This window comes from Thiomicrorhabdus aquaedulcis (genome assembly GCF_004001325.1).
GTDB classification, from domain to species: domain Bacteria; phylum Pseudomonadota; class Gammaproteobacteria; order Thiomicrospirales; family Thiomicrospiraceae; genus Thiomicrorhabdus; species Thiomicrorhabdus aquaedulcis.
Genome location: NZ_AP018722.1, coordinates 933822 through 958024 on the forward strand (window position 1 = coordinate 933822; position 24203 = coordinate 958024).

Sequence of the window (24203 nt, forward strand, 5' to 3'; positions counted from 1 at the left end):
CACAGGTAAAAAGAGGGACATAAAAGACAATGAGTTGGCCTAGTTTTTGGATGAATCGGCAGTTGCCCACCCGTTTACTTGTTCCGTTAAGCGTAATAGTCTGCTGGATCGCGCAACGTCGATTACGTGATTTTAAACATAACCCACCGCTTAAGCGCACGCAAAGTGTCGTTATTGTCGTGGGCAATGTGGTGGTGGGTGGCACGGGCAAAACTCCCTTTATTGTTTGGCTGGCAACGCGCTTGCACCAACATGGACTGACTGTGGCGGTGATAAGTCGCGGTTACGGCGGTCAAGCTAAACAGTGGCCTATAGTGGTTACGCCAGAAAGCGACCCTATTTGGGTGGGCGATGAACCGGTATTGCTGGCCAAGCAATTACATCCATTAAACTGCGCGGTGGTGGTGTCGCCCAAACGCAATCAATCGGTAGAGTGGTTAGAGAGCCACGCGCCGGTGGACGTCATCATCAGTGACGATGGACTGCAGCATTTTGCGATGGCACGCGACCTCGAAATTGTTTTGGTCGACGCGCAACGTCAGTTTGGCAACGGTTATTGCTTGCCGGCGGGCCCATTGCGCGAGCCTTTAACCCGTTTAAACAGCGTAGATTATCTGGTGTGGAATGGTGGTGTGCCTAAAAACCCAGTTGCATTAAATGCATTTAATGCGCTAACCATTAATGCACCGCAATATACTATGACCCTGGTGCCCAGTGGTTTTAGACAGGTGCAAAACCCCAGTCAATGGCTGTCAATAGCTGAGTTTTTAGCGCGTTATGCCACGCCTATTAAGGCAGGTAAAGTGCACGCGGTGGCGGGTATTGGCAACCCTCAGCGGTTTTTTGAAAGCTTAAACCAGTTGGGCATTAACGCCACCTGCCAACCCTTTGCCGATCATTACGCCTACACCGCGCACGATTTTAAGGCCATTGACGATGAAAAACCTTTGCTTATGACGCAGAAAGATGCGGTAAAATGCCATGCTTTAGCGCAACAAGGTCAAAAAACGCATTGGTGGTATTTGGACGTTAATCCACAGGCCGATGAGGCTTTAATGACGGCGCTTTTAGCGCGCATTTTACCCAAGACAACTTTAAAAGAGAGCTGATAATGGATCCTAAGTTACTAGAAATTTTGGTGTGTCCGGTGAGTAAAACCAAATTGTTGTTTGATAAAAACAGCCATGAACTTATTTCGACCGCCGCACATTTGGCCTATCCGGTACGCGATGGGATTCCCATTTTATTGGAAGACGAAGCTCGCATATTAACCGCGCAAGACGTTGAACACTATCGCGCACTTAAATCGTAGAACTTATTGTAGAACCTATTATTATGGCCTTTACCGTTATTATTCCCGCCCGTTTTGAATCCAGCCGTTTAAGCGGTAAGCCGTTAATGGACATTCACGGCAAACCCATGATTGAGTGGACGTGGCGTCAAGCGCAAAAATCGGGTGCCAGTCGCATTATTATTGCCACCGAATCGCTTGCCGTGCAAGCGGTGTGCCAAGCCTTTGGTGCCGAGGTGTGTTTAACCGGTGCGCACCATCAGTCGGGTACCGAACGCATTGCTGAGGTGATTGATTTGGCAAAGCTTGGGGGCGATGAAATTATTGTCAATGTGCAAGGCGACGAACCTATGTTGCCGCCCGAGTTAATTCATCAAGTGGCCGATGGATTGGCCGCCCACCCCGAGATTTCGATGGCCACCTTGTGCGAACCCATTAACGATGTTGAAACGGTGTTTAACCCCAATTCGGTTAAAGTGAGCGTGGATTTTGCGCGTCGCGCCATTAGTTTTAGCCGTGCACCTTTGCCCTGGTCGCGTGATACGTTTAACACGCAGCCGCCGGTATTGCCCAGTAATTGGGCGTATAAACGCCACATTGGTTTGTACGCGTACCGCGCCGCGTTTGTAAAACAATATGTGGCCTGGCCAGAGTGTGCGTTAGAACAAGTAGAAAAGTTAGAGCAGTTGCGGGTATTGTGGCACGGTGAAAAAATTTTGGTGTTAGACGCGCTTTGTCATGCGGGAGTGGGCGTTGACACCCAAGCCGATTTGGATAAAGTAAGGGCATTAATGGCAAATAAAACCGGTGCGGTATGCTGAAATATTTAACCCTTGCCGGGATTGCATATTTTTTTTACTGGTTAATTAAACACAAACTGCGACAGCGCAAATTGGCGCAACAAGGCATTTTGGTTCAAGAAAAAGGCTTACGTCCCATCACTTTATTAAGTTTGGTGGTGCTGGTCAGCTACGGGGGCTATGCACTGTATTACGCTTTGACGGGTCAGGCATCGCATTAAATGCTTTTTAAGAGGACGCTTTATCTTCTGTATTGATGGGCGGTTTGGCCATCGATTTTAACCGCGTTTGTTTTATACGTTGCCATTTAAACCAAAGGTGCAGGCCAAAATGCACCGCAATCAAAAACACAAAAAATCCCATCGCAATCGTACCAATATGTTCAATCCACACAGTTGTTTTCCTTTTATAAATTGTTTTGACCAGGCCTGGTTAAGTCTGTTTTGGTGCAAGTGACGTTAAGTTAATGCACGTTAATAGGCTATTTTATGCGATGTGATGGCCGTGTTATGGCCTATTTATTTATCTATCTGTTTGAAAATCCAATTAAAAGCCCCCGATGGAACGTATTGCGCTTTAAAACGTTCTAATCATTTAATTAAGCTGGATTTTACGATGCAAGAGTTTTTAAAGGTCTATAAAGAACACCAAGATGAGATTGAGCAGTTTGTGCTGCAAAGTCTTAAAAACATGGGTGGCATGACCGACTTTACCGAAAAAGATTTTCAGGCGCTGTTTACCCCCTTTCCGTCGATGGAGCTGATTTACGGTGTCGATAAAAACATGCTGCAAATCACGCCTAATATTGGGCGCAAAACCATGGACACCGGGGCGGTAGGGCGCGACCGCAGTTACTTAAAACGCAAGTTAACCACGCTAGAAGAAGGTTTTTGCATCAGTGTGCCGTACGTGAGCTCGGCCAGTGGTGAGTTGTGTGTGACGGTGATGATTGAAGGCCCAAAATGCAATGTGTTTATTGATTTTGAAGTGTCGGTACTGTTAACCCGCTTGGGGTTGGTGGAGCTGCATGAAAACTTTAACAAGGTGCTCAAAGGCTTTTACATTTTGGTGGGCGGCTTGCTCATGTTGTTTGCTTTGCTGGCGATTGGCTACGCTATTTTTGAATACGTGAATCATCTATTGACCGACAAAACCTTGAGCTTAGAGCAAATTTTTAAACCCATTGTGTCGCTCACTTTGGGTTTGGCCATTTTTGATTTGGCCAAAACCATTTTAGAACGCGAGGTGTTTTTTAAGAACTACGCCGAAGACGAAAAAGGCGACAGCCGTTTGCTGGCTAAGTTTTTAATCGCTATTATTGTGGCCTTGTCGATTGAGGCGCTGATGGTGGTGTTTAAAATCGCCATTAACGATTATTCGCAAATGCTCTACGCGTTGTATTTAATTATAGGCGTGGCGTTAATTATTTTTGCTTTGGGTTTTTATCAAGCCATGTCGCGCAAAAAATAATCGGTATTTTTTTAACACGCATGCGGAGCTTGCCATGCTTAAATTAGTGGTGTCCGATTTAGACGGCACACTGTTAAACCCAAAACACAGGTTAACCGCTAAAACCATTGCTACCGTGCAAAGCCTGGTAAAGAGTGGCGTGCCATTTATGTTGGCCACTGGACGGCATTATCAAGACGTGTATTTGTTGGCTAAGCAGTTGCAAGTGCCCATGTACCTCATTACCTCTAACGGTGCGCGGGTGCATAAAGCGTGCGGCACTTTGTTGTACGAAGACCACATTCCCGAACCCTTAGTGGCCAAGGTGTTGGCGTTGTCGGCGGGCTTTGACATTCATCGCAATCTCTACCAACAAGACCTTTGGCTGGTAGAAGAGCCGCACCCTGAACTATTGGCTTTGCACGCCGAATCGGGGTTTAAGTACCAGCAAACCGACTTTGGCCGCTTGGCATTGCAGCTCATTGATAAAATTTACTTTACCGCCGATCACGCTGTTTTGGTGCCGTTAGAGCAACAATTACGCGCTCAGTTGGGTTCGCAATTAATGATTACCTTTACCTCGCCCGAATATTTAGAAGTGATGAACGCTGGAGTGTCTAAAGGCCATGCGTTAGCCAAATTGTTGGCGCTAAAAGGCATTAATCCTGCGGATGTGATGGTGCTGGGCGACGGCATGAACGACAAAGAAATGTTGGCGTTGGTAGGGCATCCCGTGATGATGGACAACGCCGTACCGGTGGTAAAAGCGTTGCTGCCTAATGCCCCAATAGCACGCTCCAACGCCGAAGACGGTGTGGCGTGTTATTTAACAGACTATTTTAATTTGTAAGTTTAACCAGGCCTGGTCAAACGTATTTTAAGGTTTTTTAAGGCGTTTTTAAGTGTGTTAAATGGATTCATTGGCGGGCGTATTAAAGGGCTGCTGCTTTTGACGAGAGAGTTGCCATTTTTGCACCGCAATAGTGGCAAACAATAATCCGCCTGCGCTGACCGCAATAGACGCGGATATGGCGCTGTCGAGCCAAAAAGCCAAACCGTAGCCTAAAATCACCGCCATTTGCGAAAAGCCCACCGCCAACCACAGCATTTGCTTGAGCGAACGAGCTATTAAATACGCGGTACTGGCGGGAATCACCAACAACGCGACCACCAAAATTGCGCCCACTGCATCAAACGAGGCCACAGTGGTGAGCGACACCAGCGTCATTAAAAAGTAATGCCAAAACACTACGTTAATACCCAAAGAGATGGCCAATGCGGGATGAAATGCCACCGCATTAAGGCGCGAAAACCCTATCAGAATCGACGTTAATACCACGCCAAACACCACAGCTATGCTCCAAAAGGCGCGCGGGCCAATGTCCCAATAAGTGGCCTGGTTTGCAACGTCGCTTTTTAAGGTGTTTAAAGCACCAATTGTGATGGTATCAAACGGTATAAAAGCAATTTCACCGTATAAGACGCACTCTTGGTCTAAGTCAATTTGGCCGCTGTACAGCGACACTAAAATCACCCCAATTGAAAAAAACAGCGTAAAGACAATGCCAATACTGGCATCGCTTTGCAGCTTGCCAACCCTTTGCAAGCTGTCGCTTAACCAAGCGGTTAATAAGCCAATAAACACCGCGCCGGTAAGCATCACGGGCAGGGAGCGGCTGTCGGTGATTAAAAATGCCAAGACCAAACCCAGTAACACCGAATGACTGATGGCGTCGCCCATTAATGCTTGGCGGCGTAAAATTAAAAATACGCCCACCAGCGCACAAGACGCGGCCACTAAGGCGGCGGTGGCGACAATCCAAAGATCGTACATCATACATTTACTCCCTTAGGCGTAATCATCGGTGCGCTGAGTGTTTTTTCGGCGCTGATGCCCATGTCGTATTCGATTTGATTGGCTTGTGCATCGGTTAAAATATGCTCAATGCGTTCGGCTTGTTTGTGGGCTTGCGCCCCGTTTAGAGCCACTTCTTGATTAAGGTAGTTTTCCCATAAACGATGTCGATGGGTAAGCAGCGCGGCTTGTTCTAATCCCGCAGGGGTTAAGGCAATGCCGTTGGATGTGACGTGTACCAAGCCTTTTTTTGCCAATAAGTTAAGCGTGTGTTTAAGGGTGTTTAATTCTAAACTTCGTTGCGCTTGGATTTCAGCGTAATGAAATAAAGAATCTTTAAAGTCGTTTCTTTCTAATAGCTTATAGAGTGTTCTTAATACATTTTCTTTGGCTATTTTGCGACCAAGCCTGCGTCGTTGGAGTGCGCGATTGAGCAGACCCTTGTAGGGGGCAAACAAGAGCGAAATAAAGAATAGCAAAGCAAGATTGACCACCATCCACGGTCCGGTGGGCATGGCGGGTGCTAAATATGAAATGTGCGTGCTCACCAGAGCGCTGATGGCGCCTAGAGCGGCAGCAATCATTAAAATACGCGCCAATTGATTGCTCCAAAATCGTGCAGCCGCCGCAGGTGTTAACAGAACGGCGGCCATAAGAACCACGCCCACCAATTGTAAGCCTACCACCACAGCCAGCACAATCAGTAACGCCAGCAGCAATTCGTAACCGGTGACGTTGACACCCAAGGTACGGGCGTATTGGCGGTTAAAGGCAATTAAACGTAATTTGTGAAAAAACATCACCACGTTAATAAGCACAAAAATGGTCACAGCCAATAAAAGGTTGATGTCGTCGCGTGTCATAGCGGCGGCTTGACCAAAAAGAATTTTGTCTAAGCCACTTTTGTTTTCAACTTCTAAGCCTTGAATATACGACAACAACATAAGCCCCAAGGCAAAAAAGAACGAAAGGGTAATGGCCAGGGCGGCATCGGCTTTAATTTTGGTGTGCTTGGGCAACCAGTCAATGAGGTAAAACCCTACAAAACTGCTTATCATCGCTCCCAATAACATCACCCAGGGGTCGCGAGTTTGCAACAGTAAAAAAGCCATCATCACCCCAGGTAAGGCTGCGTGTGCTAAGGCATCGCCAATTAAGGCACGTTTACGTAACAGCGCAAAACCACCAATAACCGAGGCGCTTATGCCCAGTAGCATACTGCCGGCTAATACCCATACTACGTTCATGTCGTCAAAACGCCAAAAGTGGGTCAAGCTTTGCCATACGGACGGGCTGTTTAGCAGTTCAAAGTGGGGCATGGGCGAATGCTCCTAGTGGTTTTGTTAATAATTTATTGCTCATCGTGAACGGTGTTTAGTTTGGTGCGGTACATCTCTTGGGTTAAATCGTTTAATAGCGACAAACGCCCGCCGTAGGTTTTGTTGAGGTTGTCTTTGGTTAACACGGTTTCAACTGGACCACAGGCTATTAATCGGGCATTGATGAAAATAATCCAATCAAAATATTCGCCCACGGTATTTAAATCGTGATGCACGCACACAATGGTTTTTTGTTGTGCTTTTAACGTGCTAAACAGCTCAATAATGGCTTTTTCAGTGGTAACGTCTACCCCCGCAAACGGTTCGTCCATTAAGTATAAACAGGCTTGTTGTGCCAAAGCGCGCGCTAAAAATACCCGTTGTTGTTGACCCCCTGACAGTTCGTTAATTTGACGGTCTTTAAAGTCCCACATTTGTAAATCTTTGAGTGCTTGTTCGGCAATTTGAATGTCTTCAAGACGCGGTCTTTGCCAAAATTTAAGTTGACCGTGGCGCCCCATTAAAACTACGTCTAGCACATTAATGGGAAAATCCCAGTCAATTTCTTCACGCTGTGGCACATAGGCCGTAACCAAACGCTTTTGTGCTAAGGGTTCGCCAAAAAATTGCACTTTTCCTTCAGTCAGTGGCTCTAACCCCATGATTCCTTTTAGTAAAGTCGATTTACCCGCTCCGTTTGGGCCTACAATAGCAATGGTTTTACCTTGTGGGATTTCAAAACTTACGTCGGTTAACACTGGTTTGTGTTGATAGCGCATGCTTAAGTTTTCGACCTTTAGGGGCGCAATGGCGGGGCGCGTTTGCGACATAGTGTTACCTTTTGGGTTCAGTTAAGTTGAGTTGAGATGAATTGATGTACAAGCGACTAAATTCTTAATGTGTTTATTTTAGGGCTTGTACTACGGTGGTGACGTTGTGCTTAACCATGCCAAAGTAGGTGCCGCTGGGCGTGCCACTTAAGCCCATAGCATCGGAATACAATTCGCCCCCAACTTGCAAGGCATGGCCTTCGGCGCGACTGCCCTCAACTAATGATTGAATTAAACGCGGCGACACGCTGGATTCGATAAAAACGGCTTTAATATTTTGCGCCATAATAAGGTCTTTTAAACGTTTTAAATCTTGCAATCCAAATTCGGATGCCGTGCTAACCCCTTGTAAACCAAGTACTTTAAGTCCGTATGCTTGACCAAAATAACCAAAAGCGTCGTGTGCGGTAATTAACACGCGTTGCGCGGGCGGAATTTGATTGATTTGGGCTTTAATCCAGTCGTTAAGCTCGGTCATATTGCCGAGGTAAGTGTTGGCTTGGGTTTGATAGACGGCACTGTTGTTGGGGTCTTGTTGCTGAAGATGCGCTAAAACGCGCAGGCCTGCTTGGTGCCACAAGGCTAAATCAAACCAAATGTGAGGGTCAGGATGGCCATCGTGAAACAAGAGTTGGCTTTTTTCAAGAGTGTCGCTGATGGCAAACACTGGTTTTTTTGAGCCATTTTTTCAAATAAGCTTTGCATTTTGCCTTCAAGCATTAAGCCGTTGTAAAAAATAATGTCGGCTTGGCTTAAACGGCGTAAATCGCCTTGAGTAGCTTTGTAAAGGTGCGGGTCTACGCCCGAGCCCATCAATGCGGTAACGGTAACGTGTTTGCCGCCAATGTTTTGCACCAGGTCGGCAATCATGGCGGTGGTGGTGACAATGTTAAGGGGAGCGGTTGTGGTTGGACTGGCGTAGGCGTTTGAGCCAAATAAAGTCACCAGGCCTGCTAACAATAACCTTAATAAAGTAGTGCGTGTGGCACAGGTAAAACAGGCGTTCATGGTCAGTTCCTATGTTAAAGCGGGTTATTGAATCGGGTTAAATTTTAAACACGGGGCGATTTTTCTTGCCTTGTGCATTTTGCGATTTTTTACCGAGTGGTTTTTTTTCTGCCGTGCGGGTAAGTTGCACCATCACTTCGGCGTGAGTGGTGTGGGCAAACATGTCTACCAGGCCTGCTTGGGTTAAACGGTAACCTTGTTTTTCAAGCTCTTTAATGTCGCGAATTAAGGTCGCGGCGTTGCACGACACATAAACAATAATGGGCGCGTTCAGTTGTCCCAGTATTTTACACAGCTCAAACGCCCCTTGACGACCGGGGTCTAATAATACACTTTGGTAGGTTTTTTTGTAAAACCACGGCATTTGTTCTACATCGGTAAACAGGTCGGCTTTATGAAATGTGGCGTTATTCATTTTATTAAGTTGGGCGTTGTGTTGCGCTCTGGTCACCAATGGTTTTTCGCCTTCAACGCCTATTACCTGTTTTACGTGTTGCGCAATGGGCAGTGTAAAGTTGCCAATGCCGCAAAAAAGATCTAGCACCGTATCGTTTGGCGTGAGCTTGAGCCAGTCGATTGCTTGGTTGACCAGGCGCGCATTGAGTTCGCCATTAATTTGAATAAAGCCGTCGGCTGAAAACTCAAGCGTTAATTCATTTAAACGATAGTGAGGGATTTGTTCGCTGGGCGCGAGTCCAAACACGCCGTTGTCGCCCTGGGCGATGTTAATTTCTTTGTAAGCGCGACTGGCTTGTTCTAACAGTTGGGGTTTGTGGGCTTGAATGGCTTGGTTAAGCTCTGCGCTAAGAATGGGGCAGTGCTCAATATCGACCAGTTCAACCGACTCTTTTTGTCTAAACCCTAAGCGCGCTACTTTGTCTTTTTGCTAATGGCTAAGCCCAGGCGCGCGCGACGACGATAGCCTTGGTCTTGGCCAAAAATGGGCTCGGCGATGTGGGCGTGGGTGCTGTCAACCGCTTGGGTAAGGCGCGTGATAAAGTTTTGGTTTTTCCAAAAACGTTGGGCTTCAATGCTTAAATGCTGTAATTGACAGCCACCGCATTGCGCGTAATGCGCGCAAAATGGCGCAACACGTTGTGGTGAAGGTTCAATAATAGACAGCAATTGCGCTTCGTCGTATTGGTCGCTTTGCACGCGAACTTTGGCGTTGACTACGTCGCCGGGTACTGCGTCGCTAATAAAAATGGCTTTGCCTTCAAAGCGGGCAATGCCGCGACCGTCGTGACTTAAGCCCTCAATGGTGAGTGATGTTAAAGTTTGGTTAAGGTGCGTCATGGTGGTCTGCTTTAAAGGTTGTGGTGCGTTGATTGGTAATGTAAACAGCGTCAAAATGAATTGACCAGGCCTGGTTAAAATAGTTTTTTATTGGTTTTTTATCAGGTTTAGCCTAATCAATCCCCAATATCTTATGGGTTTGTAAGCTGAGTTTCCACTGTGGGTGCGCTAAACAATAGCGCACGGCCTCTTGAATGTTGCGTTGACTTACGGCGGGGTCATGGTCGTCCATGGGTTGTAAATAAAAATGTGCAAAGTTTAAATGCGCCACTTTTTCGGGCAGTAAGTTGGGTTGCGGGTACACCAGTTTAAGCTCTTGACCCTGAGTTAAAAGCAGCGGCGCGTTGGCTTTGGGGCTTACGCACAGCCAATCAATATCGTGCACTGCCGCTAAGGTGCCATTGGTTTCAACGGCAATTTCAAAGCCTTGCGCGTGCAGCGCTAAAATGAGTGCATCGTCTACTTGTAATAAAGGTTCGCCGCCGGTAATCACCACAAAAGGCGCTTGTTGGCTGGGTTGCGGCCAAAATGTTAACAGGTGTTTAGTCAGGGCTTGAGCGGTTTTAAAACGGCCGCCGTTTTGGCCATCGGTGCCAATAAAGTCGGTGTCGCAAAACTGGCAAATGGCGGTAGCTCGGTCGGCTTCGCGTCCTGTCCATAAATTGCATTTACTCATTCGACAAAAAATAGCCGGACGTCCGCTGTGAAAGCCTTCGCCTTGTAATGAGTAAAAAACTTCTTTAACTGAATAACTCATGCATCGCCTTTAAATTACGGGGTTTGAAAACGCTTGTGGCGGCTATTTTACCCTTTAGATTGTTAGATGGGGTTTTGAAATGATATAATTTTGGACTATTTTGATTTTAGGTGGTCAGCTATGTCAGCCAAAACGTTATACGATAAATTGTGGGATGCGCACGTGGTGCGTCAAGAAGACGATGGAACTGCGTTAATTTATATAGACCGTCAATTGCTGCACGAAGTCACCTCACCGCAAGCTTTTGAAGGCCTGCGCATGGCCAATCGCAAGCCGTGGCGCATTAACGCCAACTTGGCGACGCCAGACCATAACGTGCCCACCACCGATTTAACCGGCGGTGTTGAAAGCATTACCGACCCTGTGTCGCGTATTCAAGTGGTTACCTTGGGTATGAACGCACGTGAATTTGGCATTACCGAATACGCCATGGGCGATTCGCGTCAGGGCATTGTGCATGTGGTGGGGCCAGAAGCGGGCGCTACCTTGCCGGGCATGACCGTAGTGTGTGGTGATTCGCATACGGCCACGCACGGCGCATTGGGGGCGTTAGCGCACGGCATTGGTACTTCTGAGGTAGAACACGTTTTGGCCACGCAGTGTTTGCTGCAAAAGAAAATGAAAAACATGCTGATTCGAGTCGACGGTCAATTGCAATCGGGTGTCACGCCAAAAGATGTGGTTTTGGCCATTATCGGTAAAATTGGTACGGCCGGTGGTAATGGCCACGCCATCGAGTTTGGCGGGCAAGTGTTTCGCGATATGTCTATTGAAGGACGTATGACCGTTTGCAACATGGCGATTGAAGCCGGAGCGCGCGTAGGCTTAGTGGCGGTGGATGAAAAAACCATAGAATACGTTAAAGGTCGTCCTTTAGCGCCAACCGCCGAGCAGTGGGATGCTGCAGTGGCCTCTTGGCAAGATTTGCATTCGGACGCGGATGCCCTGTTTGACAAAGTAGTAGAGTTGGATGGTTCAAGCATTCAACCACAAGTGTCGTGGGGCACTTCGCCCGAAATGGTAATGGACGTAAACGGCTTTGTGCCTAATCCAGACAAAGAGACCGATGCGGTAAAAGCCAGTGGCATTCGTCGCGCGCTAAATTACATGGGGCTTAAAGCCGACATGGCCATTAAAGACATTCCAGCGCAATACGTCTTTATTGGCTCGTGTACCAATTCGCGCATTGAAGATTTGCGCGCGGCAGCGGCCGTGTTAAAAGGCAAAAAAATTGCCAACAGCGTTGAATTAGCGTTGGCGGTACCCGGATCAGGCCTGGTTAAATTGCAAGCCGAGCAAGAAGGTTTGGATAAGATTTTTATGGACGCTGGTTTTGAATGGCGCAACCCAGGTTGTTCTATGTGTTTAGCCATGAACGCCGACCGTTTGCCCGAGGGTAAACATTGCGCCTCCACATCCAATCGTAACTTTGAAGGACGACAGGGTGCTGGCGGTAGAACGCATTTGGTTAGCCCGCAAATGGCGGCCGCAGCGGCCATTGCCGGTCATTTTGTGGATGTTCGTGATTATTTATAACCACGCGGTCAAGGAGAGTAAAAATGGATAAGTTTATTAAAATGACCGCAATTGTTGCCCCAATGGATCGCGCCAATGTGGACACCGATGCGATTATTCCTAAGCAGTTTTTAAAGTCGATTAAACGCACAGGGTTTGGCCCAAACCTATTTGACGAGTGGCGTTATGAAGACGAAGGCCAACCCGATTCGGATAATTCACACCGCCCATTGCGTAAAGAGTTTGTTTTAAATCAAGCGCGCTATGCGGGGGCAAAGATTTTATTAGCCCGTGAAAACTTTGGTTGTGGTTCAAGTCGTGAGCACGCGCCGTGGGCGTTAAAAGATTACGGTTTTGATGTGGTGATTGCCCCAAGTTTTGCCGATATTTTTTATAACAACTGTTTTAAAAATGGCATTATTCCCATCGTGCTCGATGAAAAAATGATTGATGGTTTGTTCAACGAGGTGTTTGGCCAAGAGGGGTATGTGCTTACAGTTGATTTAGAAGCGTTGCAAATCGTGAAGCCTAATGGCGAGGTAATTGCCTTTGAAGTTGACAGTTTTAGACGTCATTGCTTATTGCACGGTTTGGACGACATTGGCTTAACACTGCAGCACGCCGATGCCATTGCGGCATTTGAAGCGCAAAAGAAAAAAACCGCTCCATGGTTGGTGGGTGCTTAAATACAGCCCATTCATTAGACACACAAATTTAAGTAAATTTAAGAGTTTTTACATGACAACACATTCGCAAACAAAACAAATATTAGTATTACCCGGTGACGGCATTGGCCCTGAAATTATGGCCGAAGCGGTTAAAGTGTTACACGCTTTAGTAAAAAATGATGGCTTAGACATCGCGCTTACCGAAGATTTGGTGGGCGGTGCTGCTTACGATGTTCACGGCGTGCCTTTAGCCGATGAGACCATGGCCAAAGCACACGCCGCCGATGCGGTGTTGTTGGGCGCGGTTGGCGGTTATAAGTGGGAGTCTTTGGACATTGCTGTGCGTCCCGAAAAAGGGTTGTTGCGTTTGCGCTCTGAAATGCAGTTGTTTGCCAATTTGCGCCCGGCGTTTTTGTTTCCACAGTTGGCGGCGGCTTCGACCTTAAAGCCCGAAATTGTTTCGGGTTTAGATATTTTGATTGTGCGTGAGCTTACCGGCGGCATCTATTTTGGACAGCCTCGCGGTGTGCGAATGTTAGAAAACGGCGAGCGTGAAGGCTTTAACACTTACGTTTATCGTGAATCTGAAATTAAACGCATCGCCCACGTGGCCTTTAAAGCCGCCATGCAGCGCAACAAAAAACTTACATCGGTCGACAAAGCCAATGTGCTAGAAGTGACCGAGTTGTGGCGCGAAGTGCTGATTGAAGTGTCGGCAGACTACCCAGAAGTCGAGTTAAAACACATGTACGTTGACAACGCCGCCATGCAATTGGTGTTGCGTCCCAAGCAGTTTGACGTGATTGTGACGGGTAATATGTTTGGCGATATTTTGTCGGATGAAGCTTCTATGCTGACCGGTTCAATTGGTATGTTGGCGTCGGCCTCACTCGACGCCAATAACAAAGGCATGTACGAGCCAAGCCATGGTTCGGCACCGGATATTGCGGGTAAGAACCTAGCCAACCCTTTGGCCACAATTTGTCGGCGGCGATGATGTTACGTTATAGCCTAGGGCGTGAAGATTTGGCGGTTAAGATTGAAAACGCCGTATCCAATGTATTAGACCAAGGTTTGCGTACGGGGGATATTTTCTCGGAGGGTATGATCAAGGTATCGTGCAGTCAAATGGGTGAAGCGGTCGTCGCGGCGCTGTAGTTTATGATGTTGGCAAAGCGTTTTTTAACGAACTCATGGCAAGCCATCGCACTGTCTTCTTTGTTAGTGGGTATGCTGGTGTGGGATGGTGGTGTGTCGTCAAAGTGGCAAGAGACCACTGCGAGCTTTTTAAATAATGAGCACGAACACGGCAAATTATTACCTGGGCTTAAGGTGCCAGATGATACAACCCTATTGACAAACTCAACGGTCGCTAAAGGTCATAATTTGACCAAAACCGCTTCTGACACTGCCAGCATTGATAAACACTTTATTGCTAAGAGGTTTTCATTTGAAGCGCGTGATTCATCAATGGATGTTGAGGCTCATATTGATGAGGTACAGGCTCGGCCACTTAATCAACGCCAGAGTTTAGAGGCGTTATTGGATCAACAAGCCGCCGCTCTCAGTGCGAGTGAAGTCGCCCAAAAATGGAATGGCATGAGTCATGCCGCTAAAGTGTATATGTTGTCTATGGTGCCAAATGGTCATCCATTGGCTGAGTTTAAGGGGATTAGTAGCTCATTTGGTTTTAGAACCCACCCCATTACCGGCTTAAGACAAATGCACAGCGGGTTAGATTATCGGGGCGAACGTGGAGACGATATTTTAGCCACTGCAGATGGTTTAGTTGATTTTTCAAACTTTAGTGAAGGTTCTGGTTTTGGTAATTTAGTCACTATCATGCATGCTAATGGATTTGAAACGCGCTATGGTCACCTTAAACGATCTGTTGTAAAAGTGGGCGATTACGTTCGTAAGGGTCAAAAAATTGGTGAGATGGGTAATACCGGTCGTTCATCTGGGGTGCATTTACATTACGAAGTGGTGTTTGTTGAGCGACGTATAGATCCTTCACCGTTTGGAGAGTGGACGTTAACAAACTTTGATACTGTATTAAATGAAGTGAAAGATGTCCCATGGCATGGTTTAAATCAATTTGTGGAAAATCGTGTAACCCATATGCAAACCCGACTGGCCTTTAAAAGTCCGTTGTTAATTGTCAAATAAATTAAAAGCTTTGCACCTCACTTTGTGCAGAGGTCTCAATATAAAAAAATAAATATTGGGCGTTATGACCGTTTAAAGGTTTACGCTAGATTAAGTTTAAGATTAAAGGGAATAAAATGACCAAGTTATACGATGTGGCCGTGGTTGGTGCAACTGGTGCGGTTGGCGAAACTATTTTAAAGGTATTAGAAGAACGCAAATTTCCAGTGGGAAAATTATATCCTTTAGCCAGCAGTCGCTCTGCGGGTAAAAAGGTTGAATTTAACGGACAGTGGATCGAAGTCTTAGATCTTGAAACCTTTGATTTTTCTAAAGCGCAAATTGGCTTATTTTCGCCCGGCGCTAGTGTATCAGCCATTTACGCACCCAAGGCGGCCGCGGCAGGTTGTGTGGTTATTGATAACACGTCACAATTTCGCTACGACGATGATATTCCGTTAGTGGTACCAGAGGTTAATCCACACGCCATTGCCGATTATAAAAATCGCGGTATTATCGCTAACCCAAACTGTTCAACCATTCAAATGTTGGTGGCCTTAAAGCCTATTTATGACGCGGTGGGTATTAAACGTATTAACGTAGCCACGTATCAAGCGGTGTCGGGCACGGGCAAAGAAGCCATTGAAGAGTTGGCAAAGCAAACAGCCAATTTACTGAACATGAAGTCGGTTGAATGCAATGTGTACCCTAAGCAAATTGCCTTTAACTGCATTCCGCAAATTGATGTGTTTATGGACAATGGCTACACCAAAGAAGAGATGAAAATGGTGTGGGAAACCAAAAAAATTATGGGCGATGAACGTATTTTGGTTAACCCAACTGCAGTTCGTGTGCCCGTGTTTTTTGGCCACAGCGAAGCGGTACACATTGAAACTGAACGCAAAATTACGGCACAGCAAGCCAAAGAGTTAATGCGTAATGCTCCAGGGATTGTATTGATTGATGAGCATGTTGACGGAGGCTATCCAACAGCAGTGAGCGATGCGGCCAATACTGATCCGGTGTATGTTGGGCGAATTCGTGAAGACATTTCAACTGAAAATGGTTTGAATATTTGGGTAGTTGCAGACAATGTTCGTAAAGGTGCGGCTACCAATACCGTACAAATCGCCGAAGTGTTAATTAAAGACTATTTATAATTAATGAATAAGCGCATTGCACTCGGTGTTGAGTATATGGGTACACAGTATTGTGGTTGGCAACGTCAACAACATTGTGCCTCAGTGCAAAGTCATTTAGAGCAGGCGCTTAGCGCCATTGCCGCTACGCCCATTAGCGTGCATTGTGCAGGGCGAACCGACACTGGCGTGCACGCGTTGGGTCAAGTAGCGCATTTTGAAACTACTGTTATACGTCCTAATCGCGCTTGGTTGCAGGGTGTAAATACTCATCTACCTGGCGACATTAGAGTAGGTTGGGTAAACACCAATCTGGCTGATGATTTTCATGCGCGTTTTTCGGCCGTTGCTCGGCAATATCGTTATGTTATTTACAACCGTCCAGTTCACTCGGCAGTACTGTTCAATCGAGTGACGTGGGAGAAAACACCCTTAGATGCTAACGCCATGCACCAAGCAGCGCAAGCGTTGATTGGTGAGCAAGATTTTTCTTCGTTTAGAGCGTCAACCTGTCAATCTACGCATGCTCGACGTGAAGTGCAGTGGGTGACCGTTAGCCGTAAAGGTGATTTTGTATTTATTGATGTTCAGGCGAATGCGTTTTTGCATCACATGGTGCGCAACATTGCGGGCAGTTTACTTCAAGTGGGAAAAGGTGCAGTGGGTATTGAGTGGTTGGCAGAGGTTTTGGCAAAGTTAGATCGCACCCAAGCCGCACCCACTGCACCGGCTTGCGGACTGTATTTTGTTAATGCACTGTATCCCGACGCATGTGGTATTGAGCGTGTTTCTTTGAATGAAGTCTTATGGCAGTGAGTGAATTGATGCGAACTCGTGTTAAAATCTGCGGTCTTACATCAATTGATGATGCGTTGATGGTGGCTGCAAGTGGGGCAGATGCAATTGGTTTGGTGTTTTATGAACCCAGTCCTCGCCACGTCACTATAGAGCAGGCGCAAAAGATTGCCCAAGCAATACCAGCGTTTGTAACGAAAACGGCACTGTTTGTAAATCCAACGGTTGAGTACGTTCAAGACGTATTGCGGATGGTAAAAATTGATTTGTTACAGTTTCACGGGGATGAATCCCCCGCTTTTTGTGAGCAGTTTGGCTTAAGTTATATAAAAGCCATTCGCATGCAAGCCGACACCAATTTACTTCAGATTGCTCACGCGTATGATTTGAGTGCGGGTTTATTATTGGATGCGTACAAAGAAGGTGTGCCAGGCGGCACTGGTGAGCAGTTTAATTGGTCTTGGGTGCCAGCTTGTTTTCCTAAACCAATTATTTTGGCCGGTGGCTTAGAGCCCGGCAATATTGCAAACGCTATTGCTCAAGTGAAACCTTGGGCGGTTGATGTGAGTGGTGGGGTTGAAGAGAGTAAAGGTGTAAAATCGGGACAAAAAATAACGCAGTTTATGCAACAAGTGGCAATGCGCTAGGGTTAAGAGTTAAATACAAAGGATGCGGATAAAATGACGATTGATTATGCAAAATTTCCGGATAAAAACGGGCACTTTGGACCTTATGGGGGTATTTTTGCACCTGAAACTCTTATGGCGGCGTTAGAGCAGCTTAACCAAGAATATGAAAGCGTAAAGCATGACCCGGCATTTTTAACAGAAATCAGCGATGATTTACGTGATTATGTGGGACGTCCTACCCCTTTGTACCACGCAAAGCGTTGGTCTGAGCACTTGGGTGGCGCTAAAATTTATTTGAAACGCGAAGATTTAAATCACACGGGTGCGCACAAAATTAACAACACTATTGGCCAAGCTTTGTTGGCTAAACGGTTGGGCAAAACTCGTATTATTGCAGAAACAGGCGCAGGTCAGCATGGCGTAGCAAGTGCTACCATTGCGGCTCGTCTGGGTCTGGAGTGTGTGGTTTATATGGGGGCGGACGATGTGATTAGACAATCGCCCAACGTAGCACGCATGAAAATGCTGGGTGCAACGGTGGTGGCGGTTCAGTCGGGAACAAGAACGCTAAAAGATGCTTTAAACGAGGCTATGCGTGATTGGGTAACCAATGTTGACGACACCTTTTATATTATTGGTACGGTAGCCGGGCCGCATCCCTATCCTGCGATGGTGCGTGATTTTCAGGCGGTGATTGGTCAAGAGGCGCGCGCGCAAATATTAGAAAAAGAGGGCCGTTTACCCGATGCCATTATGGCGTGCGTAGGCGGTGGTTCTAACGCAATTGGACTGTTTCACAAGTTTTTGCCCGATGACAGTGTAAAAATTTATGGTGTAGAGGCAGCGGGGCATGGTTTAGATACTGATCAGCACGCAGCGCCCTTGTGCAAAGGTAAACCTGGTGTATTGCACGGCAATCGCACTTACTTGGTTCAAGATAAAAATGGTCAAATCAGCGGCACACATTCAATATCCGCTGGTATGGATTATCCTGGTGTTGGTCCTGAGCATTCTTGGTTAAAAGACATTGGACGTGTTAATTACGTGGCGGTAAATGACGAAGAGGCCTTGCAAGGCTTTAGAGATTTAACTCGGTTTGAAGGTATTATTCCGGCGTTAGAGTCGAGTCACGCTTTAGCCTACGCCACCAAATTGGCGCCAACTATGGCAAAAGATCAAATTATTATCATTAACCTATCAGGCCGTGGTGATAAAGACATGAATACTATCGCCCAAATCGAAGGGTTTAAGTTTTAAATTGACACCTACGCGCGAGTTAAAGTTAACTCGGTATTAGTGCATGCTGTGTATTTTAAGAGAATGTTTATGAGCAGAATTCAAACTACCTTAGCGGCGTTAAAAGCGGCGCATAAAACCGCGTTAATTCCTTACATTACCGCCGGTGATCCACAACCCAACGCCACTGTGGCCTTAATGCATTTATTGGTTGAAAAGGGTGCAGACATTATTGAGTTGGGTGTGCCTTTTTCAGATCCTATGGCCGATGGCCCGGTCATTCAAAAGGCGGTTGAGCGTGCATTGCGTCATAACGTTAGTTTGGACGATGTGCTGGAGTTTGTGCGGGTATTCCGTGAAAAAAATAGCCGCACGCCTATTATATTGATGGGCTACTTAAATCCCATTGAAGCTCAAGGCTATGAAGCATTTGCTCATGCGGCTAAGTCGGTGGGTGTAGACGGAGTATTAACCGTGGACATGCCTCCCGAAGAGTCGCAAGGTTATTTACAAGCGTTGCAAGCCGATGGCTTAGACAGAGTGTTTTTGGTGTCGCCAACCACGCCAGACGGTCGTTTAAATGCTGTGAATCAAAAAGGCAGTGGTTTTGTGTATTACGTTTCATTAAAAGGGGTTACGGGGTCGAGCGAATTGAATACTCATGCCGTTTCTGACCAAGTAAATGCGTTAAGAACAAAATTAGATTTACCCATTGGCATAGGGTTTGGCATTAATAATGGCCAAACGGCTTTTGAAATGGCCAAAGTCGGGGATGCCGTGATTGTCGGTTCAGCCTTAGTAAATTTGATTGAAGCGAATGAGGCGCATGGCTTGTATGACATTGAATTGGCCATTGGTGAAAAAATGACAGAATTTCGTGATGCGCTCGACCGTGCAGACGCATTAAAAGCGCATTAAGATTGAGGAGTTGTAATGAACTGGTTTGAAAAGATTTTACCCAGCATTAAACGTGTGACTGATCGCACCAAGTCGGTACCAGAAGGTTTGTGGACTAAATGCCCAAAATGCGAGAGTACCTTGTATCGCTCCGAAGTGTCGCGTAACCAAGAAGTTTGCCCAAAATGTGATCATCATATGCGCTTGTTTGGTCGCAAACGCTTAGCGGTGTTTTTTGATGAAGGTTCGCATCACGAAATTTCGGCAAATGTGACACCGGTCGACGCACTTAAATTTAAAGACATTAAACGTTACAAAGATCGATTGTCAGCCGCGCAAAAAGACACCGGTGAAAAAGATGCGCTTATTACAGAGGTGGGTAAAATAAATGGCCTTGAAGTGGTTGTAGCGGCCTTTGATTTTGACTTTATGGGTGGCTCAATGGGGTCAGTTGTGGGTGAAAAGTTTGTACGTGCTGTTAATAAAGCGATGGAACTTAATTGTCCGTTTATTTGCTTTTCGGCCAGTGGCGGTGCGCGCATGCAAGAAGCACTGTTTTCATTAATGCAAATGGCAAAAACCAGTGCAGCCTTGGGGCGTTTACGTGCTAAAGGATTACCCTATATTTCGGTATTAACCGATCCAACAATGGGTGGCGTATCGGCAAGTTTTGCGATGTTAGGTGATTTGAATATTGCCGAGCCAAAAGCCTTAATTGGCTTTGCCGGGCCGCGAGTGATTGAACAAACTGTTCGTGAAAAATTGCCAGAAGGGTTTCAACGCAGTGAGTTTTATTAGATCACGGTGCGATTGACCGAATTGTACATCGCCATGAGTTACGTAATGAACTGTCGGCTATTTGTAAAATGTTAATGAAAAAGCCGGCGTAATGCGTGTTTTTTTGAGTATTTTTAAAAAAGAAGGCTTATGAATAAACCAACGCATCAATCGAGTTTGTCGCAATGGATTGAGTGGTTACTCAATTTACACGCTAATGAGATTGATTTGGGCATTGAGCGGGTTAAAAAAGTCGCGCTGTGCATGCAAATTAACAAACCAGCACCTTTGGTTATAAGCGTAGCGGGCACCAACGGAAAAGGTTCTAGCGTTGCTATCGCCGTGTCTATTTTAAGTGCGGCGGGTTATCAAGTCGGTGCTTACACCTCACCGCACATTGAACGGTTTAACGAACGTATTCAGGTCAATGGCCAATGTGTCAGCGACAAAAAAATTGTAGATGCGTTTGTAAGAATAGAAGCGGCTAGACAGGGTGTTAAGCTTACCTATTTTGAGTTTGCCACATTGGCCGCTTTAGTCATTTTTAAGGATATGGCATTGGATGTGGTGGTGCTGGAAGTGGGCTTGGGTGGTCGTTTAGATGCCGTAAACCTGGTGGACGCTGATGGTGCATTAATAACAGCCATTGATATTGATCATATTGATTGGCTGGGCAGTGATCGCAGTGTGATTGCCACCGAGAAAGCTGGCATTATGAGAACTGGCAAGTTGGCGGTTTGTTCTGATCCTAAGCCCCCTGAAAGTTTAGCTCTCTACGCCAAAAAGCACGATGTTGCGTTAAAGCAACTCAATCAAGATTTTAGTTTTACATTAAATGACCAGGCCTGGTCATTTATAACAGCAGATTCGTTTTTTGATACCAAAAACTATTCTGAATCTACTCTCATTAATTTACCAATGCCTGCGTTAAAAGGTGCTTTTCAGCTCGCTAACGCCGCAGGTGTTGTAGCGCTATTACAGCTGTTTGGTGCCCGTTTGCCGGTGAGCGAAGCGTCTATTAGGCTCGGTTTGCAAAGGGTTAAACATCCGGGGCGCTTGCAGTCACTTAAAGTCGGTCAAGCTAATTGGTTGATTGATGTTGCACATAATCCACAATCTGCTCAGGCTTTGGCCGTCTTTTTGGCTAATATAACAGACGCTTCAGTAAACGATTTAACCGATACTGCAGTAGATGCTTCTGCAACTCACCAGGCCTGGTTAAATTCTTTAAATACTTTAAATTCTAAAATGTGCTCAACTCAATTGAGTTCTGCACCACATCCTGCACAACGTGTGGCTATTTTTTCGGTGCTGGCAGATAAAGATGCATTGCCAATGATTGCCGTTATGGCTCCGCATATTCAAACCTGGTATGTGGCCGATTTAGCCATAGCACGCGCTAGCCAGACGGCTGATATTGTCAATTGGCTTCATCAAGCGGGTGTTGATAATAAAAATATTGTGACATGCACATCGATTAGTGATGCAGTAAAGCAGGTGTTGAGCCAAAATTTATCTGATGTGGTAGTTTGGGGGTCATTTTTTACCGTATCTCAAACGTATGCAGCCTTGAGGCTTCTGGGCAAAATGGATGGATGAGGTCAGTAAATATCGACTAATGGGTGCCACTATTTGGCTGGGATTATTGGTGTTGATTGTGCCTACTTGGTACAGTAACCCGGTTAATTTCTCACCCGTTGGGCACCAACAAGAAGTAGAGCAGTCTACACGGCCTATTGTTGACCAAGCGTACACCTTGTCACCAAAAGATCAAAATATTGAAGAGCCACAACTTAATAAGATAGTTGAGTCAACCATCAGCGCGACTACTAATGCAGTCGATAAAGGTTTGCAAACTACTCCAAATAACACCGATTCGGCGCAAGCGCCGCCAAGTTTGTCTGCAAAAAGTCAATGGATTGTGCGAGTATCGTCTTATCCTAGTTCGGTTCAGGCTAAAGCGTTAGAGGCAGAATTAAAAGCCAACTATAAGGTGGCCATTAAGTATTTTGAAAAAAGTAAAGTGTATTCGGTACGAACAGGGCCTTATGACTCAAAAAATAAGGCCGAAGCGGATCGAATTAAATTGGATAAGTTATTAGGGACGAAATCTCAAGTCGTTGAGTTTCGTTAAGATCCGCGCTTATTTGGGCGATAGGCTCCTTTAATAGGGGTTACTTTTATTTTAAAAAGAGAGTGTGCAAAGATGTGCGGGATCGTTGGGATTGTTTCAGTAAGTCAAACAGCAGTCAATCAAGAAATTTATGATGCGTTAACTGTATTGCAGCATCGTGGACAAGATGCTGCAGGCATTGTGACCTGTGAAAATGGCCGGTTTTTTCAACGCAAAGCCAACGGCATGGTAAAAGACGTGTTTAGAACGCGTCACATGCGTGACTTATACGGCAATATGGGAATAGGTCATGTGCGTTATCCAACGGCGGGTTCATCATCAAGTGCCGAATCACAGCCGTTCTATGTAAACTCTCCTTACGGAATTGCAATGGGGCATAACGGTAATTTAACCAACGCCGATGAACTGAGTGAAGAGTTGTTTCAACAAGATTTACGCCATTTAAACACCAACTCTGATTCAGAAGTGTTATTAAATGTGTTTGCACATGAGTTAATGCAGCAAAAGAAATTGGCTATTGATTACAACGATGTCTTTAACGCTGTTAAAGGTGTGCACAAGCGTGCCAGGGGTGGTTATGCCGCTGTGGGGATTATTCCTGGTTTGGGCGTGTTTGCGTTTCGTGATCCTTTTGCATTGCGCCCAATTGTGGTTGGAAAGCGACAAACCGAGTTTGGAACCGATTACATGGTAGCCTCTGAAAGTGTGGCATTGGTTAGCCTCGGCTTTAAAATAGAAAAAGACTTAGCGCCAGGCGAAGCCGTAGTGATGACCGAAAATGGTCAAATATTTTACGAGCAGTGTGCCGAAAACCCAGTTATGACACCGTGCATTTTTGAGTTTGTTTACTTTGCTCGTCCAGATTCCATGATAGACAATATTTCTGTTTATAAATCACGTTTACGCATGGGTGAAAAATTGGCTGAAAAAATTCAGCGTGAGTGGCCTGATAATGACATTGATGTGGTAATGCCTATTCCTGATACCAGCCGGACTTCGGCTCTAGAATTGGCGGCTAAATTGGGCAAGCCCTATCGTGAAGGCTTTATGAAAAACCGCTATATTGGCCGCACTTTTATCATGCCAGGCCAACATTTGCGTAAAAAATCGGTACGTCAAAAGCTAAATCCTATTGATTTAGAGTTTGAAGGTAAAAACGTTTTATTGGTAGATGATTCGATTGTCCGTGGCACTACTTCGGGTGAAATTGTTCAAATGGCACGTGAAGCGGGCGCTAAAAAAGTCTATTTTGCATCTGCCGCACCGGCTGTGCGTTATCCCTACGTATACGGCATTGATATGCCATCGGCCTCGGAGTTAGTAGCCAACAATAAAACCACCGACGAAGTGGCTGAGTTTATTGGTGCTGATAAGTTAATTTATCAAGACCTAGAAGACTTGGTTGATGCGGTCACCTTTGGCAACTCCAAAGTCAAAATGTTTGATACCTCGTGCTTTAGTGGTATTTATGCAACTGGCGACATTACGCCTGAATATTTGGCATCGCTAGACACAGCACGTAATGACAGCGCACAGAGCGTTAAAAACGAAATTAGTAAAGAGACCGTTGGTTTACATAACGGTAATTAAGCGATTTATAGCTTGATAAGTTCTTTGCTATTTTAGGCCACAAAACCTTTAGCACTTATTTTAAAGAGTA

24 protein-coding genes and 3 pseudogenes are annotated in these 24203 nt (G+C 46.0%); 19 read left to right on the plus strand and 8 right to left on the minus strand.

What is annotated here, in order from left to right; genetic code table 11:
* Positions 1-29: 29 nt before the first annotated feature.
* From lpxK to EP181_RS04195, 4 genes are read left to right on the plus strand one after another with little or no spacing between them, the layout of a single operon-like run.
* Positions 30-1109: a tetraacyldisaccharide 4'-kinase gene (gene lpxK, locus EP181_RS04180; protein ID WP_127470545.1), complete on the plus strand. Its 1080-nt coding sequence runs from the start codon at positions 30-32 to the stop codon at positions 1107-1109.
* Between the two features lie 2 nt (positions 1110-1111).
* Positions 1112-1312 (plus strand): Trm112 family protein, encoded by a 201-nt coding sequence (locus EP181_RS04185; protein WP_127470546.1) that lies wholly within the window; start codon positions 1112-1114, stop codon positions 1310-1312.
* A gap of 23 nt (positions 1313-1335) precedes the next feature.
* Complete coding sequence (gene kdsB / locus EP181_RS04190; protein WP_197723394.1) at positions 1336-2112, plus strand: 3-deoxy-manno-octulosonate cytidylyltransferase; 777 nt, start codon at positions 1336-1338, stop codon at positions 2110-2112.
* Positions 2106-2312 (plus strand): hypothetical protein, encoded by a 207-nt coding sequence (locus EP181_RS04195; RefSeq protein WP_127470548.1) that lies wholly within the window; start codon positions 2106-2108, stop codon positions 2310-2312. Before kdsB ends, EP181_RS04195 begins: the two co-directional genes overlap by 7 nt.
* 7 nt (positions 2313-2319) lie before the next feature.
* Here the strand turns inward: EP181_RS04195 and EP181_RS11890 are convergent, their stop codons facing one another.
* Positions 2320-2484 carry a hypothetical protein gene (locus EP181_RS11890; RefSeq protein WP_172959689.1) on the minus strand — a complete coding sequence of 55 codons (165 nt, stop codon included), beginning with the start codon at positions 2482-2484 and terminating at the stop codon, positions 2320-2322.
* A gap of 105 nt (positions 2485-2589) precedes the next feature.
* Here EP181_RS11890 and EP181_RS04200 point away from each other — a divergent pair, with 105 nt between their 5' ends.
* The gene (locus tag EP181_RS04200; protein ID WP_232023510.1) at positions 2590-3561 is read left to right on the plus strand and encodes a hypothetical protein; all 972 of its coding nucleotides are present in this window, start codon (positions 2590-2592) and stop codon (positions 3559-3561) included.
* Positions 3562-3595: 34 nt separating this feature from the next.
* Positions 3596-4390 carry an HAD family hydrolase gene (locus EP181_RS04205; RefSeq protein ID WP_127470549.1) on the plus strand — a complete coding sequence of 265 codons (795 nt, stop codon included), beginning with the start codon at positions 3596-3598 and terminating at the stop codon, positions 4388-4390.
* 57 nt (positions 4391-4447) lie between these two features.
* On the opposite strand, the gene EP181_RS04210 is transcribed toward EP181_RS04205, so the two are convergent.
* From EP181_RS04210 to queE, 7 genes and pseudogenes are all read right to left on the minus strand, one after another.
* The gene (locus tag EP181_RS04210; RefSeq protein WP_127470550.1) at positions 4448-5377 is read right to left on the minus strand and encodes a metal ABC transporter permease; all 930 of its coding nucleotides are present in this window, start codon (positions 5375-5377) and stop codon (positions 4448-4450) included.
* The gene (locus tag EP181_RS04215; protein ID WP_127470551.1) at positions 5374-6714 is read right to left on the minus strand and encodes a metal ABC transporter permease; all 1341 of its coding nucleotides are present in this window, start codon (positions 6712-6714) and stop codon (positions 5374-5376) included. The genes EP181_RS04210 and EP181_RS04215 overlap by 4 nt, the downstream gene beginning before the upstream one ends.
* 32 nt (positions 6715-6746) lie before the next feature.
* Positions 6747-7544, minus strand: coding sequence for a metal ABC transporter ATP-binding protein (locus tag EP181_RS04220; protein ID WP_127470552.1), 798 nt, complete (start codon positions 7542-7544; stop codon positions 6747-6749).
* A 73-nt stretch (positions 7545-7617) separates the two neighbouring features.
* Positions 7618-8552: pseudogene (locus tag EP181_RS12850) on the minus strand (metal ABC transporter solute-binding protein, Zn/Mn family).
* A gap of 37 nt (positions 8553-8589) precedes the next feature.
* On the minus strand, positions 8590-9255 hold the full coding sequence (gene rlmD / locus EP181_RS12270) for a 23S rRNA (uracil(1939)-C(5))-methyltransferase RlmD (RefSeq protein WP_232023511.1): 666 nt from the start codon (positions 9253-9255) through the stop codon (positions 8590-8592).
* A gap of 167 nt (positions 9256-9422) precedes the next feature.
* Positions 9423-9848 (minus strand): TRAM domain-containing protein, encoded by a 426-nt coding sequence (locus EP181_RS12275; protein ID WP_232023512.1) that lies wholly within the window; start codon positions 9846-9848, stop codon positions 9423-9425.
* A 112-nt stretch (positions 9849-9960) separates the two neighbouring features.
* Positions 9961-10605 carry a 7-carboxy-7-deazaguanine synthase gene (gene queE / locus EP181_RS04235; RefSeq protein WP_127470553.1) on the minus strand — a complete coding sequence of 215 codons (645 nt, stop codon included), beginning with the start codon at positions 10603-10605 and terminating at the stop codon, positions 9961-9963.
* A gap of 120 nt (positions 10606-10725) precedes the next feature.
* Here queE and leuC point away from each other — a divergent pair, with 120 nt between their 5' ends.
* The 13 genes and pseudogenes from leuC (at position 10726) to purF (ending at position 24133) form a co-directional block, all read left to right on the plus strand.
* Positions 10726-12141, plus strand: coding sequence for a 3-isopropylmalate dehydratase large subunit (leuC, locus tag EP181_RS04240; protein ID WP_127470554.1), 1416 nt, complete (start codon positions 10726-10728; stop codon positions 12139-12141).
* A gap of 23 nt (positions 12142-12164) precedes the next feature.
* The gene (gene leuD / locus EP181_RS04245) at positions 12165-12806 is read left to right on the plus strand and encodes a 3-isopropylmalate dehydratase small subunit (protein ID WP_127470555.1); all 642 of its coding nucleotides are present in this window, start codon (positions 12165-12167) and stop codon (positions 12804-12806) included.
* Positions 12807-12858: 52 nt separating this feature from the next.
* Positions 12859-13946, plus strand: a pseudogene (leuB, locus tag EP181_RS04250) (3-isopropylmalate dehydrogenase).
* A 3-nt stretch (positions 13947-13949) separates the two neighbouring features.
* Positions 13950-14957 (plus strand): M23 family metallopeptidase, encoded by a 1008-nt coding sequence (locus tag EP181_RS04255; protein WP_127470556.1) that lies wholly within the window; start codon positions 13950-13952, stop codon positions 14955-14957.
* 116 nt (positions 14958-15073) lie between these two features.
* A complete protein-coding gene (locus EP181_RS04260) occupies positions 15074-16096 on the plus strand; it encodes an aspartate-semialdehyde dehydrogenase (protein ID WP_127470557.1) in 1023 nt (340 codons plus the stop codon).
* Between the two features lie 3 nt (positions 16097-16099).
* Positions 16100-16891 carry a tRNA pseudouridine(38-40) synthase TruA gene (gene truA, locus EP181_RS04265; protein WP_127470558.1) on the plus strand — a complete coding sequence of 264 codons (792 nt, stop codon included), beginning with the start codon at positions 16100-16102 and terminating at the stop codon, positions 16889-16891.
* Entirely contained in the window at positions 16882-17517 is a 636-nt protein-coding gene (locus tag EP181_RS04270; protein ID WP_232023513.1) for a phosphoribosylanthranilate isomerase, read from the plus strand. Before truA ends, EP181_RS04270 begins: the two co-directional genes overlap by 10 nt.
* 33 nt (positions 17518-17550) lie before the next feature.
* A complete protein-coding gene (gene trpB, locus EP181_RS04275) occupies positions 17551-18756 on the plus strand; it encodes a tryptophan synthase subunit beta (RefSeq protein ID WP_127470559.1) in 1206 nt (401 codons plus the stop codon).
* A gap of 69 nt (positions 18757-18825) precedes the next feature.
* On the plus strand, positions 18826-19653 hold the full coding sequence (gene trpA / locus EP181_RS04280; RefSeq protein ID WP_127470560.1) for a tryptophan synthase subunit alpha: 828 nt from the start codon (positions 18826-18828) through the stop codon (positions 19651-19653).
* Between the two features lie 15 nt (positions 19654-19668).
* A pseudogene (gene accD / locus EP181_RS04285) lies at positions 19669-20522 on the plus strand (acetyl-CoA carboxylase, carboxyltransferase subunit beta).
* Between the two features lie 37 nt (positions 20523-20559).
* Positions 20560-22008, plus strand: a complete 1449-nt coding sequence (locus EP181_RS04290; RefSeq protein WP_127470561.1) for a bifunctional folylpolyglutamate synthase/dihydrofolate synthase — start codon at positions 20560-20562, stop codon at positions 22006-22008.
* On the plus strand, positions 22001-22543 hold the full coding sequence (locus tag EP181_RS04295) for an SPOR domain-containing protein (RefSeq protein ID WP_127470562.1): 543 nt from the start codon (positions 22001-22003) through the stop codon (positions 22541-22543). The genes EP181_RS04290 and EP181_RS04295 overlap by 8 nt, the downstream gene beginning before the upstream one ends.
* A 72-nt stretch (positions 22544-22615) precedes the next feature.
* On the plus strand, positions 22616-24133 hold the full coding sequence (gene purF / locus EP181_RS04300) for an amidophosphoribosyltransferase (RefSeq protein ID WP_127470563.1): 1518 nt from the start codon (positions 22616-22618) through the stop codon (positions 24131-24133).
* Positions 24134-24203: the final 70 nt, after the last annotated feature.